General features: G+C 62.5%; 14 protein-coding genes. 11 read left to right on the top strand and 3 right to left on the bottom strand.

Translation table 11 applies throughout. From position 1 onward, the window contains the following. Positions 1-26: 26 nt before the first annotated feature. The gene (locus AC07RO_RS08980; RefSeq protein WP_495007856.1) at positions 27-1,673 is read right to left on the bottom strand and encodes a Na+/H+ antiporter; all 1,647 of its coding nucleotides are present in this window, start codon (positions 1,671-1,673) and stop codon (positions 27-29) included. Positions 1,674-1,926: 253 nt separating this feature from the next. On the opposite strand from AC07RO_RS08980, the gene AC07RO_RS08975 reads away from it, so the two are divergent. From AC07RO_RS08975 to AC07RO_RS08960, 4 genes are all read left to right on the top strand, one after another. Next, positions 1,927-2,289, top strand: coding sequence for an ArsC family reductase (locus AC07RO_RS08975; protein WP_133772712.1), 363 nt, complete (start codon positions 1,927-1,929; stop codon positions 2,287-2,289). A 31-nt stretch (positions 2,290-2,320) separates the two neighbouring features. Beyond that, a complete protein-coding gene (gene dapD, locus AC07RO_RS08970) occupies positions 2,321-3,355 on the top strand; it encodes a 2,3,4,5-tetrahydropyridine-2,6-dicarboxylate N-succinyltransferase (RefSeq protein ID WP_369304386.1) in 1,035 nt (344 codons plus the stop codon). Between the two features lie 65 nt (positions 3,356-3,420). After that, complete coding sequence (locus tag AC07RO_RS08965) at positions 3,421-4,626, top strand: aminotransferase class V-fold PLP-dependent enzyme (RefSeq protein WP_495085861.1); 1,206 nt, start codon at positions 3,421-3,423, stop codon at positions 4,624-4,626. Then, positions 4,623-5,027 carry a SufE family protein gene (locus AC07RO_RS08960; protein ID WP_495085860.1) on the top strand — a complete coding sequence of 135 codons (405 nt, stop codon included), beginning with the start codon at positions 4,623-4,625 and terminating at the stop codon, positions 5,025-5,027. The genes AC07RO_RS08965 and AC07RO_RS08960 overlap by 4 nt, the downstream gene beginning before the upstream one ends. A 216-nt stretch (positions 5,028-5,243) precedes the next feature. On the opposite strand, the gene tcdA is transcribed toward AC07RO_RS08960, so the two are convergent. Next, complete coding sequence (tcdA, locus tag AC07RO_RS08955; RefSeq protein ID WP_495085859.1) at positions 5,244-6,062, bottom strand: tRNA cyclic N6-threonylcarbamoyladenosine(37) synthase TcdA; 819 nt, start codon at positions 6,060-6,062, stop codon at positions 5,244-5,246. Positions 6,063-6,294: 232 nt separating this feature from the next. Here tcdA and AC07RO_RS08950 point away from each other — a divergent pair, with 232 nt between their 5' ends. The 7 genes from AC07RO_RS08950 (at position 6,295) to AC07RO_RS08920 (ending at position 15,156) form a co-directional block, all read left to right on the top strand. After that, a complete protein-coding gene (locus AC07RO_RS08950; protein ID WP_346630073.1) occupies positions 6,295-8,883 on the top strand; it encodes a glycosyltransferase family 2 protein in 2,589 nt (862 codons plus the stop codon). Positions 8,884-8,986: 103 nt separating this feature from the next. Next, on the top strand, positions 8,987-10,138 hold the full coding sequence (gene dapE, locus AC07RO_RS08945; protein ID WP_192170815.1) for a succinyl-diaminopimelate desuccinylase: 1,152 nt from the start codon (positions 8,987-8,989) through the stop codon (positions 10,136-10,138). Continuing rightward, positions 10,138-10,947, top strand: a complete 810-nt coding sequence (locus AC07RO_RS08940) for a putative RNA methyltransferase (RefSeq protein ID WP_495085858.1) — start codon at positions 10,138-10,140, stop codon at positions 10,945-10,947. Before dapE ends, AC07RO_RS08940 begins: the two co-directional genes overlap by 1 nt. A 65-nt stretch (positions 10,948-11,012) precedes the next feature. Next, a complete protein-coding gene (locus AC07RO_RS08935) occupies positions 11,013-11,390 on the top strand; it encodes a hypothetical protein (protein WP_495085857.1) in 378 nt (125 codons plus the stop codon). A 97-nt stretch (positions 11,391-11,487) separates the two neighbouring features. After that, positions 11,488-13,980, top strand: a complete 2,493-nt coding sequence (plsB, locus tag AC07RO_RS08930) for a glycerol-3-phosphate 1-O-acyltransferase PlsB (protein ID WP_495085856.1) — start codon at positions 11,488-11,490, stop codon at positions 13,978-13,980. A gap of 48 nt (positions 13,981-14,028) precedes the next feature. After that, a complete protein-coding gene (locus AC07RO_RS08925) occupies positions 14,029-14,427 on the top strand; it encodes a YbaY family lipoprotein (RefSeq protein WP_282369274.1) in 399 nt (132 codons plus the stop codon). Between the two features lie 39 nt (positions 14,428-14,466). Beyond that, entirely contained in the window at positions 14,467-15,156 is a 690-nt protein-coding gene (locus AC07RO_RS08920; protein ID WP_192170810.1) for a DUF4197 domain-containing protein, read from the top strand. A 24-nt stretch (positions 15,157-15,180) separates the two neighbouring features. On the opposite strand, the gene AC07RO_RS08915 is transcribed toward AC07RO_RS08920, so the two are convergent. Next, a complete protein-coding gene (locus AC07RO_RS08915) occupies positions 15,181-18,261 on the bottom strand; it encodes an efflux RND transporter permease subunit (RefSeq protein WP_495085855.1) in 3,081 nt (1,026 codons plus the stop codon). Between the last annotated feature and the right edge of the window lie 4 nt (positions 18,262-18,265).

The raw sequence follows: 18,265 nt of genomic DNA, 5'->3' as shown, positions 1-18,265 counted from the left end.
TGGCGCACTGAGGCCAGCCTGCAGCTTCAGTGCGCCAGACCCAGATTGGCTTCGTTCAAATCGAGTTCTGCCAGCACCAGGCGCAGCACGTCGTCGCCGATCTGGTGATGGCGGTGCAGGTCGTACAGCTTCAGGCGCTGAGCACGCAGGGCGTTAAGGCGCATGCGCTTTTCCAGTTGATCCATTTGAAACGCCAGGGCCTGAGCCTCGGCGGTGTCATTGAAGATATCCAGACGCTGGCGGTATTCGGACATGATCCGCGCCTTCACTTCCATGGCGAGGACCGCTTGCGCGGCGTCGGGCGAATCCGTCGCTGCCGGGATCGCCTCGTTCTCCAGTGTCTGAATCGCCGCCTGAGCCGTGCGCTTCCAGGCTTCTCGCACTTCGCGCTTCATGCGCATGTCCGGCTCACTGACCTGCCCACGCAGGAGCACCGGCAAGCCAATGCTCGCCGACACCAGCGACAGCAGAATCACCCCGGCGGCAATGAAAATCAGCAAGTCCCGCTCGGGAAAGTCGACGCCGGCGCTGATCAGCATCGGCACCGACAACGTACCCGCGAGCGTGACAGCACCGCGCACCCCGCCCACGGTCAGCAGCAATGACGACCGGGTCGACAGATCCAGGGTGCCGTCGCCCCTGCCGCGCCAGCGCCGGATCTGGATCATCAGCCGCCAGACGCTTTGCACCCAGATGAAACGCAGCGCCGCCAGCACGACGAAGATTACCAGCACGTCAAGGCACCGCCACAACAGGGTCGGCCACAGGGTGGCTTCGTGATGGGTAACGGCGGTGATGATGTCCGGCAACTGCAAGCCCAGCAGCAGGAAGATCAGGCCGTTGAACGCAAACTCCAAGAGGGTCCACACGCTGCGATTCAGCAATCGGGTGGTGGTCTGGCGCGGCAGCAGATCGACCCAGCTTTGCATCATCCCTGCCGCCACCGCCGAGAGAATTCCGGACAGCTCAAGGCGCTCGGCCAGCACGTAAGCGGCGAACGGCAGCAGCAACATGAAGACGACGTGGGTCGCTGGATCATCCCAGCCCCGGGTGATCATCCAGCTGCGCAGGCGACCCACCACCCAACTCAGCGCAACGCCCACGGCCAGACCGCCGCAGGCGACCAGCACGAAATTCAGGCTGGCATCGGTCAGGGAAAACACCCCGGTGATGGCGGCTGCCAGCGCGAACTTGAAAGTGACCAGGCCGGTCGCGTCATTCATTAATGCTTCGCCCTGGAGCATGCGCATGATCGGCGCGGGCAGCCGGTCCTGGGCGATGGCCGAGACCGCTACGGCGTCCGTCGGCGACAGCACGGCCGCCAGCGCAAACGCGACGGGCAAGGGAATTGAAGGCAGCAGCCAGTGGATGAAGTAACCGGCGCCGATCACCGTAAAAATCACCAGCCCGACCGCGAGGGTCAGAATCGCGCCGCGGTAGCGCCAGAGGTCGCGCTTGGGCATCCGCCAGCCATCGGAAAACAGCAGCGGCGGCAGGAACAGAAACAGGAACAGCTCAGGGTCGAGCGCCACGTGCAGGCCCAGGGTCGGCCAGGCCAGCAAGGCGCCCGCGGCGATCTGCACCAGCGGCAACGGCAGCGGAATCAACCGGGCGAGCAATCGCGAGACACCTACCAGCGTCAACAAGATAAGGACGGTATAGGCTGTTTGCATTGCGTGTTTCCCCAAGCGTTGACTCATGACTGACATCGGCAACAGACCCGATGCGTCCGGCAAAGTGCCCCTCTTGGCGGCTGTGATGGTCATGGGGTGTTGATACATCAGTCGTGGTCGGCCGGCGTCGCCAGCGTTCATCGCCCGTAAACCTGCCTCAAATGGACAAAGCGTCGGCCCGCCGCGCTTACCCGGCGTGTACGTGGCATAATCCTCCACCGTTTTTTTCAACCGTCCCGAAAGGAGCAGGCCCATGGCCAAGGAAACCCACACGTTGCACCTGTTTGGGATCAAGGCGTGCGACACGATGAAGAAGGCGCGCACCTGGCTCGATGAAAAATCGGTGAATTACGATTTCCACGACTACAAGACCCAAGGCATCGATCGCGACCACCTGACCCGTTGGTGCAATGAGCATGGCTGGCAGACGGTACTCAACCGCGCCGGCACGACCTTTCGCAAACTGGACGAGGCGCAGAAAGCCGACCTCGATCAGGAAAAGGCCATTGAGCTGATGCTCGCTCAGCCCTCGATGATCAAGCGCCCGGTGCTGGATCTTGGCGACAAAACCCTGATTGGCTTCAAACCCGAACTGTACGCTGCGGCTATCGCCTGATTGAGATAGCCCTAAATAACGAGGTATCTGCATGTCCACTTCTCTGTTCAGCCTGGCCTTTGGCGTTGGCACACAAAACCGTCAAGGCACCTGGCTGGAAGTTTTCTACGCCCTGCCGCTGCTCAACCCGTCGGCTGAAATCGTCGCCGCCATCGCGCCGATCCTGGGCTACACCGGTGGCAATCAGGCCATCGCATTCAACACCGATCTGTCCTCGCGTCTGGCCAATGCCCTCAAAGGCGTCGACGACGCCCAGGCCGCGCTGCTGACCCGACTCGCCGAGAGCCACAACCCTCTGGTTGCCACGCTGCTGGCCGAAGACACCGCACTGACCTCCACCCCCGAGGCTTACCTCAAGCTGCATCTGCTGTCCCATCGACTGGTCAAGCCCCACGGTTTGAGCCTGGCCGGCGTGTTCCCGCTGCTGCCGAACGTCGCGTGGACCAGCCAGGGCGCCATCGACCTGGGCGAACTGGCCGAGCGTCAGCTGGAAGCCCGCCTGAAAGGCCATTTTCTAGAGGTCTTCTCGGTGGACAAATTCCCGAAAATGACTGACTACGTCGTGCCGGCCGGTGTGCGCATCGCTGACACCGCGCGCGTACGTCTGGGCGCCTACATCGGCGAAGGCACCACCGTGATGCACGAAGGTTTCGTCAACTTCAACGGCGGCACCGAAGGCCCGGGCATGATCGAAGGTCGCGTGTCGGCTGGCGTGTTCGTCGGCAAGGGTTCGGACCTGGGCGGCGGTTGCTCGACCATGGGCACGCTGTCGGGCGGCGGCAACATGGTGATAAAGGTCGGCGAAGGCTGCCTGATCGGCGCGAACGCCGGCATCGGCATTCCGTTGGGCGATCGCAACACCGTTGAAGCCGGTCTGTACGTTACCGCCGGCACCAAAGTGGCGCTGCTGGACGACAAAAACGAGCTGGTCAAGGTCGTCAAGGCTCGTGAGCTGGCCGGTCAACCGGACCTGTTGTTCCGTCGCAACTCGCAGACCGGCGCGGTGGAGTGCAAATCCCACAAGTCGGCCATCGAGCTGAACGAAGCGCTGCACGCTCACAACTGATCGATGCTGCGTGCGGGTTCGGTGTCCCTCGGGGCTCCGAGTCCGCCTCAACGAGCGTGACTGATATGCCCCTCATTTCTCCCTGGCGCGCTGACTTTCCGGCCATCGACGCCCTGCAACGGCAAGGCCAGACCTACCTGGACAGCGCCGCCACCGCACAAAAGCCCCACGCCCTGATCGACGCCACGGTGCATTACTACGCCAACGGCGCAGCGAATGTGCATCGCGCCCAGCACCTGCCGGGCGCCATGGCGACCCAGGGCTTCGAGGACACGCGACGCAAGGCCGGCGAATGGCTGAATGCCGGAGCGTCCGGGCAGATCGTTTTCACCCACGGCGCCACGTCCGCGTTCAACTTGCTCGCTTACGGCCTGGAGCACGTGTTTCAGGCCGGCGACGAGATTGTCATCAGCGCCCTGGAGCATCACGCCAATCTGTTGCCCTGGCAGCAACTGGCCCTGCGTCGCGACCTGAAGCTGGTGGTGCTGCCCGTCACCGAGGCCGGCGTGATTGATGTAGAGGCCGCCGCCGGGCTGATCACTTCACGCACCCGTTTGCTGGCGGTCAGTCAGTTGTCCAACGTGCTCGGCACCTGGCAGCCGGTTCGGCAACTGGTCGCGCTGGCCCAGGCCCAGGGCGCGCTGACGGTGATTGATGGCGCCCAGGGTGTCGTCCATGGCCGACACGATGTGCAGGACATCGGCTGCGACTTCTATGTGTTTTCCAGCCACAAGCTCTATGGCCCGGATGGCGTGGGCGTGCTGTTCGGGCGACAGGACGCATTGGCGCAGTTGCAGCATTGGCAGTTCGGCGGCGAGATGGTCCTGCAGACCGGCTATCAGACGGCAACCTTTCGCCCTGCGCCGCTGGGCTTCGAAGCGGGCACGCCGCCCATCAGCGCGGTGATCGGCCTCGGTGCCACGCTGGACTACCTCAATGGCCTCAATCAGTCCGCCGTCGCCGAATACGAAGCGTGCCTGCATGAGCGGTTGCGCGCCGGATTGATGCTGCGCGACGGTGTGCAGGTGCTGGGGGATCCCCATGTGGCGCTGGTGAGTTTCGTGGTCGAGGGCGTGCACAACGCCGATCTTGCGCACCTGCTGACCGAGCAAGGCGTCGCGGTTCGCGCCGGTCACCACTGCGCCATTCCGTTGATCAGTGGCTTGGGCCTCTCAGGCGCGATTCGGGTGTCGCTGGGGCTGTACAACGATTCCGGGGACCTGGAGCGATTTTTCACCGCACTGGATCAAGCGCTGGAGTTGTTGCGATGAGCCTGCCGACCGATGCCCGCACCGCGCTGGAAACCTTCAACGGGTCACTGAGCTGGGAGCAGCGCGCACGATTGCTAATGCAATGGGGAGACCGCCTTCCCCCCATGAGCGACGATGAAAAGACCGACGAGCATTTGGTAGACGGCTGCGAGAGCAAGGTCTGGCTGGTGGGCGACGTGATCGACGGCCACTGGCAGTTCCGCGCCGCCAGTGACGCGCGCTTGATTCGGGGTCTGGTGGCGTTGCTGCTGGCCCGGGTCAACGGCCTGTCGTTGCAAGAACTGCAGCAGGTGGATCTGGCTGAGTGGTTCACGCAGCTGGGCTTGAGCCGTCAGCTGTCGGCATCCCGCAGCAACGGGCTGAATGCGGTGCTGCAGAAGATGCGGCAGCTCGCACGGTAGAAATTCCCCGTCGTCCAGGCGCCGCGCTGTTGCGCAGCAAACATGAGACTTGGTGGAGCGAGCTTGCTCACGAAAGAATCGTTCAACTGCTGGATATATAGCGGATGTACCGGCCTCTTCGCGAGCAAGCTCGCTCCCACAGGTCGTTCATTTGCAGGACTATCGGCGGCGGTTCACAAAGAAGGCGTCAGCAAGATTGCTCCCACGCCTCGACCTTCAGGCCGTTGGCTGCGCCTTGGCGCGCTCCGACGGCCGTCGCACGCCGGCGACGATTTTGTCCACGGCTTTGGTCGCGGCGACCATCCCGAATGTGGCAGTGACCATCATCACCGCGCCGAAACCACCTGCGCAGTCCAGCTTCACGCCGTCGCCGACGAAGCTTTTCTGCAGGCAGATGCTGCCGTCCGGCTTGGGGTAGCGCAGTTGCTCGGTGGAGAACACGCACGGCACGCTGTAATGGCGGGTGACGGTGCGGGAAAAGCCGTAGTCCCGGCGCAGGGTCGAGCGCACCTTCGACGCCAACGGGTCGTTGAACGTGCGGTTGAGGTCGCAGACCTGAATCAGGGTCGGGTCGATCTGCCCGCCTGCGCCGCCGGTGGTGATGATCTGGATCTTGCGCCGTTTGCACCAGGCGATCAGCGCGGCCTTGGCGTTGACGCTGTCGATGCAGTCGAGCACGCAGTCAATGTCCGGCGTGATGTATTCGGCCATGGTGTCGCGAGTGACGAAGTCGGCGACGGCATGAAGGACGCAATCGGGATTGATCTCACGCAGGCGGTCGGCCATGACCTCGACCTTGGCGCGGCCAACGGTGCTGCTCAGTGCGTGCAACTGGCGGTTGCTGTTACTGACGCAGACGTCGTCCAGATCAAACAGGGAAATCTCGCCCACGCCACAGCGCGCCATGGCTTCCGCCGCCCAGGAACCCACGCCGCCGATGCCGACCACCGCCACATGGGCCGCGCGCAGGCGTTCCAGGCCCTCGATGCCGTACAGACGGGCAACGCCAGCGAAACGCGGATCTTCTGTGCTCATGACCAATACCCCAAAAAACCGGCGCGCATTATAGGCCATGGCGGCGATTCGCAAAGCGCTGAGTGGCACTCGTTTGGTCTGAAAGTCGCCCCGTTCCCCACAAGCCACCCACGAACACGCAAAGCCCTACAGGCATGGCCGAACAGAACTTCAACACGTGTCGGTTGCCAAAGTTCTGGCCCGCTGTACCCTGTCACTCCTCCCCGTTCCCCTCTTGGAACCTGAAGCATCTATGTCATCGCGTAAATTTGGACTCAACCTCGTGGTCGTCGTGGCGATTGCTGCGCTGTTTACCGGCTTCTGGGCGCTGATCAACCGCCCCGTCACCGCGCCCAACTGGCCGGAGCAGATCTCCGGCTTTTCCTATTCGCCTTTCCGGCTGGGCCAGAATCCACAAAAAGATCTCTACCCGTCCGACGAAGAAATGCGTCAGGACCTGGAGTTGATGAGCAAGCAGACGGACAACATCCGTATCTACTCGGTGGACGGCACGCTCAAGGACATCCCCAAGCTGGCCGAGGAATTCGGCCTGCGGGTGACCCTCGGTATCTGGATCAGCCCGGACCTGGAGCGCAACGAACGCGAGATCACCACGGCGATCGAGCTGGCGAATACAACGCGCAGTGTGGTTCGCGTGGTGGTCGGCAACGAAGCGCTGTACCGCGAAGAGATCAAACCCAAAGACCTGATGGCCGCGCTCGATCGCGTGCGCGCCGCCGTCAAAGTCCCGGTGACCACGTCCGAGCAGTGGCATATCTGGGAGAAGTACCCGGAACTGGCCAAGCACGTTGACCTGATCGCCGCGCACATCCTGCCGTACTGGGAATACATCCCGATGGATAAAGCCGGGCAGTACGTGCTCGACCGCGCCCGCGAACTGAAACGCATGTTCCCGAAAAAGCCGCTGCTGCTCTCTGAGGTCGGCTGGCCGAGCAATGGCCACATGCGCGGCGGTGCGGACGCCACCCAGGCGGATCAGGCGGTTTACCTGCGCACGCTGGTCAACAAGCTCAACCGTCAGGGCTTCAACTACTTCGTGATCGAGGCCTTCGATCAGCCGTGGAAAGCCAGCGACGAAGGATCGGTTGGTGCCTATTGGGGCGTGTACAACGCCGCCCGCCAGCAGAAATTCAATTTCGAAGGCCCGGTAGTCGCGATCCCACAGTGGCGCGTGCTGGCAATCGGCTCGGCAGTGTTGGCAATGCTGGCCCTCGCCTTGCTGCTGATTGACGGCTCGGCGCTGCGTCAGCGTGGCCGCACATTCCTGACCTTTATCGCCTTCCTCTGCGGTTCGGTTCTGGTCTGGATCGGCTACGACTACAGCCAGCAATACAGCACCTGGTTCAGTCTGCTCGTAGGATTTTTACTGGCGCTGGGCGCGTTCGGCGTGTTCATCGTGCTGCTGACGGAGGCCCACGAACTGGCCGAAGCGGTGTGGACGCACAAGCGTCGTCGCGAATTCCTGCCCGTTGAAGGGGATTCGGCCTACAGACCGAAAGTGTCAATTCACGTGCCCTGCTACAACGAGCCGCCGGAGATGGTCAAACAGACCCTCAACGCGCTGGCCGCGCTGGATTACCCGGATTTCGAAGTGTTGCTGATTGACAACAACACCAAGGACCCCGCCGTGTGGGAGCCGGTCAAGGCCCACTGTGAAATGCTCGGCCCGCGCTTCAAGTTTTTCCACGTCGCACCGCTGGCCGGGTTCAAGGGCGGCGCCCTGAACTACCTGATCCCGCACACCGCGCCAGACGCCGAAGTAATTGCCGTCATCGACTCGGATTACTGCGTCGACCGCAACTGGCTCAAGCACATGGTTCCGCACTTCGCCGATCCGAAAATCGCCGTGGTGCAGTCGCCGCAGGACTACCGCGATCAGCACGAAAGTGCGTTCAAGAAGCTCTGCTACTCGGAATACAAAGGCTTCTTCTACATCGGCATGGTCACCCGCAATGACCGCGATGCGATCATTCAGCACGGCACCATGACCATGACCCGTCGATCGGTCCTGGAAGAACTGGGCTGGGCGGACTGGTGCATCTGTGAAGACGCCGAGCTGGGCCTGCGCGTGTTCGAAAAAGGCTATTCGGCCGCGTACGCCCACAACAGCTTCGGCAAGGGCTTGATGCCCGACACCTTCATCGACTTCAAGAAGCAGCGTTTCCGCTGGGCCTATGGCGCCATTCAGATCATCAAGCGTCACGCCGCCAGCCTGCTGCGTGGCAAGGACACCGAGCTGACCCGCGGCCAGCGTTATCACTTCCTCGCGGGCTGGCTGCCGTGGGTGGCCGATGGCATGAATATCTTCTTTACGGTCGGCGCACTGCTCTGGTCGTCGGCGATGATCATCGTGCCCAACCGTGTTGACCCGCCGCTGCTTATTTTCGCGATTCCGCCGCTGGCGCTGTTCTTCTTCAAGGTCGGCAAGATCATCTTTCTGTACCGTCGCGCCGTGGGCGTGAACCTCACGGACGCGTTCTATGCGGCGCTTGCGGGACTGGCGTTATCCCACACCATCGCCAAAGCGGTGCTGTACGGGTTCTTCACCACCAGCATCCCGTTCTTCCGCACCCCGAAAAACGCCGAAAGCCATGGCTTGCTGGTGGCGATTTCCGAGGCCCGCGAAGAGCTGTTCATCATGCTGATGCTGTGGGGCGCCGCGTTGGGCATCTGTCTGGTGCAGGGTCTGCCGAGCAACGATATGCGCTTCTGGGTCATCATGCTGCTGGTGCAATCGCTGCCGTATCTGGCGGCGCTGGTCATGGCGTTTCTGTCTTCACTGCCGAAACCAAAACCGGCAGACGAACCCGCTACCGCCTGAAACAATGGGGCGCTGTACTAAACGGCGGCCTTCGGGTCGCCGTTTTGCTTTAAGCTATTCGCCGGTTTATCGCCTTGCCTTCACTCAATATCTCGGACCTTTCATGACAGCCCCAGCCGACCTCTCGCCCACGCTGCAACTCGCCTGCGACCTGATCCGTCGCCCATCCGTCACGCCACTGGACGCCGACTGCCAAGCCGTGATGATGAAACGCCTGAGCGATGCCGGTTTTGCCCTGGAGCCGATGCGCATTCAGGATGTGGACAACTTCTGGGCCACCCACGGCAGTCAGGACGGTCCGGTGTTGTGCTTCGCCGGTCACACCGATGTGGTGCCGACCGGCCCGGTTCAGGCCTGGCAGAATGATCCGTTCAGCGCGCTGATCGACGAAGACGGCATGCTCTGCGGCCGTGGCGCGGCGGACATGAAAGGGAGCCTGGCGTCGATGATTGTCGCCACCGAGCGTTTCGTCGCCGATCACCCGAACCACAAGGGCAAAGTGGCCTACCTGATCACCAGCGATGAAGAAGGCCCGGCCCACCACGGCACCAAAGCGGTGGTCGAGCGTCTGGCGGCGCGCAAGGAACGTCTCGACTGGTGCATCGTTGGCGAACCGTCGAGCACGACGCTGGTGGGCGATGTGGTCAAGAACGGCCGTCGCGGCTCACTGGGCGCAACCCTCACCGTCAAAGGCATTCAGGGCCACGTCGCCTACCCGCATCTGGCGAAGAACCCTATTCATCTGGCAGCGCCTGCGCTGGCTGAGCTGGCTGCCGAGCACTGGGACAACGGCAATGACTTCTTCCCGCCGACCAGCTTCCAGATTTCCAACCTGAATTCCGGCACCGGCGCCACCAACGTGATCCCGGGGGATCTGGTGGCGGTGTTCAATTTCCGTTTCTCCACCGAATCCACCGTCGAAGGCCTCAAGCAACGCGTCGCCGCGATTCTCGACAAGCACGACCTGGACTGGCACGTGGAATGGGCGCTGTCCGGCCTGCCGTTCCTCACCGAACCGGGCGCGCTTCTGGACGCGGTGTCGGCGAGCATTAAACACGTCACCGGCCGCGAGACCCGCGCTTCCACCAGCGGCGGTACGTCGGACGGTCGCTTCATCGCCACCCTCGGCACCCAAGTGGTCGAACTGGGGCCGGTCAATGCGACGATCCATCAGGTCAATGAACGCATCCTCGCCAGCGATCTCGACGTGCTGACCGAGATCTACTACCAGACCCTGGTCAAGTTGCTCGCCTGATGCTGACCTGCCCGATCTGCTCCGCCCCGCTCGATTCAGCGGATAACGGCGTTGTGTGCCCCGCCGGGCACCGCTTCGACCGCGCCCGTCAGGGGTATCTGAATCTGCTGCCCGTGCAGCACAAGAACAGCCGCGACCCTGGCGACAATCAGGCCATGGTCGAGGCGCGGCGCGACTTCCTCAACGCCGGGCATTACGCGCCAGTTGCCAAGCGTCTCGCCGAACTGGCTGCCGAGCGTGCCCCCGCGCACTGGCTCGACATCGGGTGCGGCGAGGGCTATTACACCGCCCAGATCGCCCAGGGTCTGCCCGACGCAGACGGCTACGCGCTGGACATCTCCCGCGAAGCGGTGAAGCGCGCCTGCAAGCGTGACCCGAACATCACGTGGTTGATTGCCAGCATGGCGCGCGTGCCACTGCCGGAGGCGAGCATGCAGTTCATCGCCAGCGTGTTCAGCCCGCTGGACTGGGCCGAGGCCAAGCGTCTGCTGTCGCCGGGCGGCGGCTTGATGCGTGTAGGACCGACCAACGATCACCTGATGGAATTGCGACAGCGCCTGTACGACGAAGTCCGCGATTACAGCGATGACAAGCACCTGGCGCTGGTGCCGGAAGGGATGAGTCTGCAGCACAGTGAAACGTTGCGTTTCACCCTGACACTGGTGGACGGCCAGGCCCGTGCCAATCTGCTGGCCATGACGCCCCACGGCTGGCGCGCCAGTGCCGAACGTCGTGCGAACGTGATCGAGGAGGCCGAGCCGTTCGAGGTCACGGTGTCCATGCGCTACGATTATTTCGTCCTGAACTGACGGCTCGAAGCACCCGAACAGACTGAATCCGCGAGTGGATTTTCCAGCACAACCAAGAGGCATCCATGCGCCAACCCGATATCGAGATTTACCTGAAAGACGCTGACGTTGACCACAAGGCGATCACTGCCTGGCTGACCGCGGCCATCGGCCCTTGCACCGAATGGACGCAGAAAGGCCAGACCTGGAAATGCCAGGCGGGCGACGTGCCCGTCACCTGGATTCCCAAGGCCGTCGGCAAGTGGAACAGCCTGTGCCTGGACAGCGACAAAACCCCGTGGGAAGACGATATCGTCTGCGCCCGCGCCGCCTTTGCCGCGCTGAACGTTGAAGTGCGTTGCGCGCCGGGGACGTGGGTCGAGGAAGAGAGTGACGCCGAAGCCGATCAATGGATTCGCATCAGCGTTGATGGCGAAGAAGAAATCACTTGGCATACGTCCTGAGACGTCATCCTGACGGGCGCCCGCGCCGCTTTGCCCATCCCCACCAGATGCGGCAAACTGGCGGCCTCGCGGGCGTCGCCCCTCTCAGCAGAATTCTATGACCCGTTCCCCGTTTCGCCGTCTTGTATTCGGCACCGTGCGCCGCCTGCTTTACCTGTGGGTGCGCTCGGAGACGATCAACCAGTCGTCCTTCACCCTCAATCTCGACCGCAGCCGCCCGGTTTTCTATGCGCTGCAAAACCCTTCGATGAGCGATCTCGCGGTCCTCGACACCGAATGCCGCAAGGCCGGTCTGCCGCGCCCGGTGCTGTCGGTGGCCGTTGGCAATCTGACCGAGCCGGCCGCGTTTTTCTACCTGACGCCAGAGCCTGACTGGCTCGGACGCCACGACAAACGCGGCGCACCGCCGACCCTTGAACGTCTGGTCAGCGCGGTCACGCAAAACGCTACGGAAGACGCGCAAATCATTCCGGTCAGCGTGTTCTGGGGCCAGTCCCCGGACAAGGAAGACAGTCCGTGGAAACTGCTGTTTGCCGACAGCTGGGCGGTGACCGGGCGTCTACGTCGCTTCGTGACCATTCTGATCCTGGGCCGCAAGACCCGCGTGCAGTTTTCGGCGCCGGTTCATCTGCGCGAGCTGGTCGATCAGAACAAGGGTTACGAGCGCACGGTGCGCATGGCTCAACGCCTGCTGCGTGTGCATTTCCGCAACCTGAAAACGTCGGTGATCGGCCCGGACCTTTCGCACCGTCGCCATCTGGTCAAAGGGTTAGTGGCGGATCCGCTGGTCAGGCAGGCCATTCTCGACGAGGCCGCACGGGAGAAAATCACCGAAGCCAAGGCCCGGGAAAAAGCCCTGCATTACGGCAACGAGATCGCCTCGGACTACACCTACACCGCCATCCGTTTCCTGGAAGTGGTGCTGAGCTGGTTCTGGAACAAGATTTACGACGGCATCAAGGTCAGTCACCTGGAGGGCGTGCAGAACGTCGCCCAGGGCAACGAGATCATTTACGTGCCGTGCCACCGCAGCCACATCGACTACCTGCTGCTGTCGTACCTGTTGTTTCGCAACGGCCTGACCCCGCCGCACATTGCCGCGGGCATCAACCTCAACATGCCGGTCATCGGCGGCCTGTTGCGGCGCGGCGGCGCGTTTTTCATGCGCCGTACGTTCAAGGGCAATCCGCTGTACACCGCGGTGTTCAACGAATACCTGCACACGCTGTTCACCAAGGGCTTCCCGGTGGAGTACTTCGTCGAAGGCGGACGTTCGCGGACCGGGCGCATGCTGCAGCCGAAGACCGGAATGCTGGCGATCACCTTGCGCAGCTTCCTGCGCAATTCGCGCATGCCCATCGTGTTCGTGCCGGTCTACATCGGTTACGAACGGGTGCTGGAAGGCCGGACCTATCTGGGGGAGCTGCGCGGTGCGGCGAAGAAGAAAGAGTCAATCTTCGACATCTTCAAAGTCATCGGCGCGCTGAAGCAGCGCTTCGGCCAGGTCTCGGTCAACTTCGGTGAGCCGATCAAGCTGACCGAGTTTCTCGACCATGAGCAGCCGGACTGGCGCACTCAGGAACTGGGCCCGGTGTTCAAACCGGACTGGCTCCACGAGACCACCCACCGTCTGGGCGAACGCGTGGCCCGCCACCTGAACGAAGCCGCAGCGATCAATCCGGTGAATCTGGTGGCGCTGGCGTTGCTGTCGACGGCCAAACATGCGCTGGACGATCAAGCCTTGGCGCGGGTGCTGGACCTGTACCTGACGCTGTTGCGCACCGTGCCCTACTCGCCCCATACCACGCTGCCGGACGGCGATGGCAGGGCACTGATCGAGCACGTCAAAGGCATGAATCTGCTCTCGGAACTCAGCGATGCGCTGGGCAAGATTCTGTACCTGGACGAGCAAAATGCCGTCCTGATGACTTACTACCGCAATAACGTGCTGCACATTTTCGCGCTGCCCTCGTTGCTCGCGTGCTTCTTCCAGAGCTCGTCGCGCATGAGCCGCGAGCAGATTCTGCGGTACACCCGGGCGCTGTACCCGTACCTGCAATCGGAGCTGTTCATCCGCTGGTCGCTGGACGATCTGGATGAGGTCATCGATCAGTGGCTGGCGGCGTTTGTCGAACAGGGTTTGCTGCGATTCGAGAACGGCGTTTACCTGCGCCCTGCGCCGAGCTCGCGGGCCTTCGTGCTGCTGACGGTGTTGTCGCGGGCGATTGCCCAGACCCTGCAGCGTTTCTACATGGCGATTTCCCTGCTGCTCAACAGCGGCCAGCACACCCTCAGCGCCGAAGGGCTTGAGGAGTTGTGCACGACGATGGCCCAGCGGTTGTCGATCCTGCACGGCCTGAATGCGCCGGAGTTTTTCGACAAGAGCCTGTTCCGGCATTTCATTCAGACGCTGCTGGATCAGGGTGTCCTGCGCACCGACGCCGCCGGCAAACTGAGCTATCACGATATGTTGGGGGATCTGGCGGAAGGCGCCGCCAAGCGCGTATTGCCAGCGGAAATCAGGCTGTCGATTCGCCAGGTGGCGTTGCACCGCAGTGATGAAGTCGTCGGGGCCGCGCCGATCGCCTAAGCGACGAAGCACGCCCTACCTAACGTTTCACCTGACAAGGACAATCACATGAAACACATCCTGCTCACCCTCATGACCACCGTGCTGGCCGCTTGCGCCCATGCGCCGGACAACCTGCCGGGCTCGGTGGACGGCGAGGTGTTTTACCTGCAGCGCATGGCGCTTCCACCGACGGCTACGCTGAAGGTCACGCTCCAGGACGTATCGCTGGCGGACGCACCCGCGCAGATCCTCGCCAGCCAGAACGGCCCGATCAAAGGCCAGGTGCCGCTGCCGTTTCATCTGACCTACGATCAGAAGCAGGTCCAGCCGGGGCACACTTACTCGGTCAGCGCGCGCATCGAGGTGGACGGCAAGCTGCTGATGATCAGCACCGAGCGCTACACGGTGGACCTGACGCTGGACGAAAAACCGCCCGTCAAAATTCGTTTGAGCCCGGCCCGTTAATCGGGCGTGCATCACAGACCGCTGAAAAGGACATTAACCATGTTGCGTCGCTCCCTCTCGTTCACTGGCGTCTGCGCCGGCCTGCTGTTGTCGGCCAGTGCCTTCGCGTTGTCGCTCAATGATCTGTCGCAATCGGACGCCACCGGCGGGCTGAAGGATGCCCTGACCCAGAGCGCGCAAGTAGCCGTCAAGCAACTGGGCGTGCCGGGTGGCTTTAGCAACAACAAGGACGTGCGCATCGAACTGCCCGGCAACCTGGGCAAGGTCGCCAAGAAGATGAAGCAGTTCGGCATGGGCGCCCAGGTCGATCAGCTGGAAACCAGCATGAACCAGGCAGCGGAAGCGGCGATGCCCCAGGCGCAGACGTTGCTGGTCGATGCGGTGAAAAAGATGAGCGTGTCGGACGCCAAGGCCATCCTCAGCGGCGGCAAGGACTCGGCCACCCAGTACCTGAGCACCTCCAGCCGCGAACAGATCCGCGCCAAGTTCCTGCCCATCGTCAAACAGGCCACTGACAAAGTCGGCCTGGCGCAGAAATACAACGCCTTCGCCGGTCAGGCCGCAACGCTGGGCGTGCTGGACGCCAAGAGCTCGAATATCGAAGGCTACGTCACCGAGAAGGCGCTGAACGGCCTGTTCGAAATGATCGCCAAACAGGAAGAAAGCATCCGCGCCAACCCGGCAGCGGCGGCGACCGGTCTGGCGAAGAAGGTATTCGGCGCGTTGTGAAACGCGCCGTAGCGGGTTAAGCGATCAAACCTCGACCCGCTCATCCTTTTTCACCCTGAACCACGCCGCATACAGCGCGGGCAGGAACAGCAGGGTGAGTGCAGTGGCGACGATCAGGCCGCCCATGATGGCGACGGCCATGGGGCCGAAAAACACGCTGCGTGACAGCGGGATCATCGCCAGCACCGCCGCCAGCGCGGTGAGCACGATGGGCCTGAAGCGCCGCACCGTTGCTTCAATGATCGCCTGCCAGCGATCCAGACCTGCCGCGATGTCCTGCTCGATCTGGTCAACCAGAATCACCGAGTTACGCATGATCATCCCCGACAGAGCGATGGTGCCGAGCATTGCCACGAAGCCGAACGGCTGATTGAACAGCAGCAGAAACAGCGTCACACCGATCAGCCCCAGCGGCGCCGTGAGAAACACCATGAACGTACGGGAGAAACTGCGCAGCTGGATCATCAGCAAGGTCAGCACCACCACGATGAACAGCGGCACCCCGGCGTTCACCGAGTTCTGCCCGCGGGCCGAGTCCTCCACCGTGCCGCCCACTTCCAGCAAGTACCCATCGGGCAACTGCGCGCGCACGTCTTCCAGCGTCGGCAAAATCTGTTTCACCAGCGTTGCCGGCTGCTCCTTGCCATAGATGTCGGCGCGCACCGTCACGTTCGGCAAGCGGTTGCGGTGCCAGATGATGCCCTCCTCGAAGCCGTATTCAAGCGTCGCCACCTGTGACAAGGCGACGTTGCCGCCATTGTTGGTGGGCACTGACAAGCTGGCGAGGCTGCCCAGCTCATGGCGTTCCTGCTCCGTCCCGCGCAGGAGGATCTCGATCAACTCGTCGTCCTCGCGGTACTGGCTCACGCTCGACCCGGTCAGCTGGCTTTGCAGAAAGCGCGACAGGTCCGCCGTGGTCACGCCCAGCGCCCTGGCCCGGTCCTGATCGACGTTGAGATAAACGACTTTGCTCGGCTCTTCCCAGTCCAGATGCACGTTGACCACATGGGGATTTTCCCTGACCCTTGCGGCCACCTTGCGAGCCAGCGCACGCACTTCATCAATGTGCTCGCCGGTGACGCGGAACTGCACCGGATAGCCCACGGGAGGGCCGTTTTCCAGGCGGGTGACGCGAGGCCGCAGCATCGGAAACTGCTCATCGAGGGTCTGGATCAGCCAGGTGCGCAGTGCTTCGCGGTCCTCAATGGTTTTCGCCAGCACGACGAACTGGGCAAAGCTTGCCGCGGGCAGTTGCTGATCCAGCGGCAGGTAAAACCTTGGCGAACCGGTGCCGACATAGGCCACGTAATTCTCAACGCCGGCGTGTTCCTTGATCATCGCTTCCAGCCGTTTGACCTGCTCGGCGGTGCTGCTGAGCGAGGCACCTTCGGCGAGCTTCAGGTCAACCATCAGCTCCAGTCGACCGGACGCCGGGAAAAACTGCTGCGGCACAAAGCGGAACATGAAAATCGACAGGGCGAACAACGCAATGGTCAACACGATGACCGTCTTGCGGCGCCGCACGCACCAGCCGACCAGCCCGCGAACACGTCGGTAGAACGGCGTGCCGTAAGGGTCAGGAGCGTGTGCCCCGGTGCCATGTTTAGCCGCATGGATCTTCGCCAGATCCGGCAACAGCCGTGCGCCCAGATACGGCACGAATACCACGGCGGCAATCCATGAGGCGATCAGCGCGATGGTCACCACCTGAAAGATCGAGCGGGTGTACTCCCCGGTACTCGACTGCGCGGTGGCGATGGGCAGGAAACCGGCTGCGGTAATGAGCGTGCCGGTAAGCATCGGGAACGCCGTGCTGGTCCAGGCGAAGCTCGCGGCCTTTAGCCGGTCGTAACCCTGTTCCATTTTGATCGCCATCATTTCCACGGCGATGATTGCGTCGTCCACCAATAATCCCAGCGCCAGCACAAGCGCCCCGAGGGAGATCTTGTGCAGGCCGATGCCGAGGTAATACATGCAGGCGAAGGTCATCGCCAGCACCAGCGGAATTGCCAGCGCCACCACCATTCCGGTGCGCACGCCGAGAGAGAAAAAGCTCACCAGCAGCACGATGCCCAACGCCTCGGCGAGCACCTGAACGAATTCGCCGACGCTGGTTTTCACCGCCGCAGGCTGGTCCGAGACTTTGCGCAGCTGCATGCCGGCCGGAAGGTTGTTCTGCAAACGGGCGAACTCGCCCTCCAGCGCCCGGCCCAGCACCAGAATGTCGCCACCGTCTTTCATGGCGACGGCCAGCCCGATGGCATCCTGACCCATGAAGCGCATCTGCGGTGCGGGCGGGTCGTTGAAGCCACGGCGCACATCGGCCAGATCGCTGATACGGAACGTGCGATCACCGACGCGGATCGGGAAGCTGCGGATCTCGTCGACGGTCTGAAAACGCCCGGTCACGCGCAGTTGAACGCGCTCGCTGGGCGTCTCGAAAAAGCTCGCCGCCACCACCGCGTTCTGGGCTTCCAGCGCCTGCTGCACCGACTGCATCGGCAGGCCAAGGGTGGCGAGTTTGACGTTGGAGAGTTCGATCCAGATCTTCTCGTCCTGCAGACCGAGCAGCTCGACCTTGCCAACATCCTTGACCCGCTGCAGCTGGATCTGGATGCGGTCGGCGTAATCCTTGAGCACCGCGTAGTCGAAACCCTCCCCCGTGAGCGCATAGATATTGCCGAACGTGGTGCCGAATTCATCGTTGAAGAACGGGCCCTGCACACCGGTCGGAAGGTTCTGACGGATGTCGCTGATCTTCTTGCGGATCTGATACCAGAGTTCCGGCAGTCGGGCGGAGACCAGCGAGTCCCTCGCGACAAACGTGACCTGGGATTCACCGGGGCGGGAGAACGAGACAATGCGCTCGTAATCGCCGGTTTCCATCAGCTTCTTCTCGATGCGGTCGGTGACTTGCCGCGACACCTCTTCGGCACTCGCGCCCGGCCAGAGGGTGCGAATGACCATGGCTTTGAAAGTGAAGGGCGGATCTTCACTCTGACCCAGCTTGGTGTAGGAAAGCGCGCCGACTGCGGCCAGCAGAATCATGAGATACAGGACCATCTGCCGATTACGCAGCGCCCATTCGGACAGATTGAAACGCATCCCG

It is taken from the genome of Pseudomonas sp. GW821-FHT07F05 (assembly GCF_059418765.1).
Note: the sequence above shows the minus strand (reverse complement) of the source record. Positions and strands in the feature narration are given on the sequence as shown.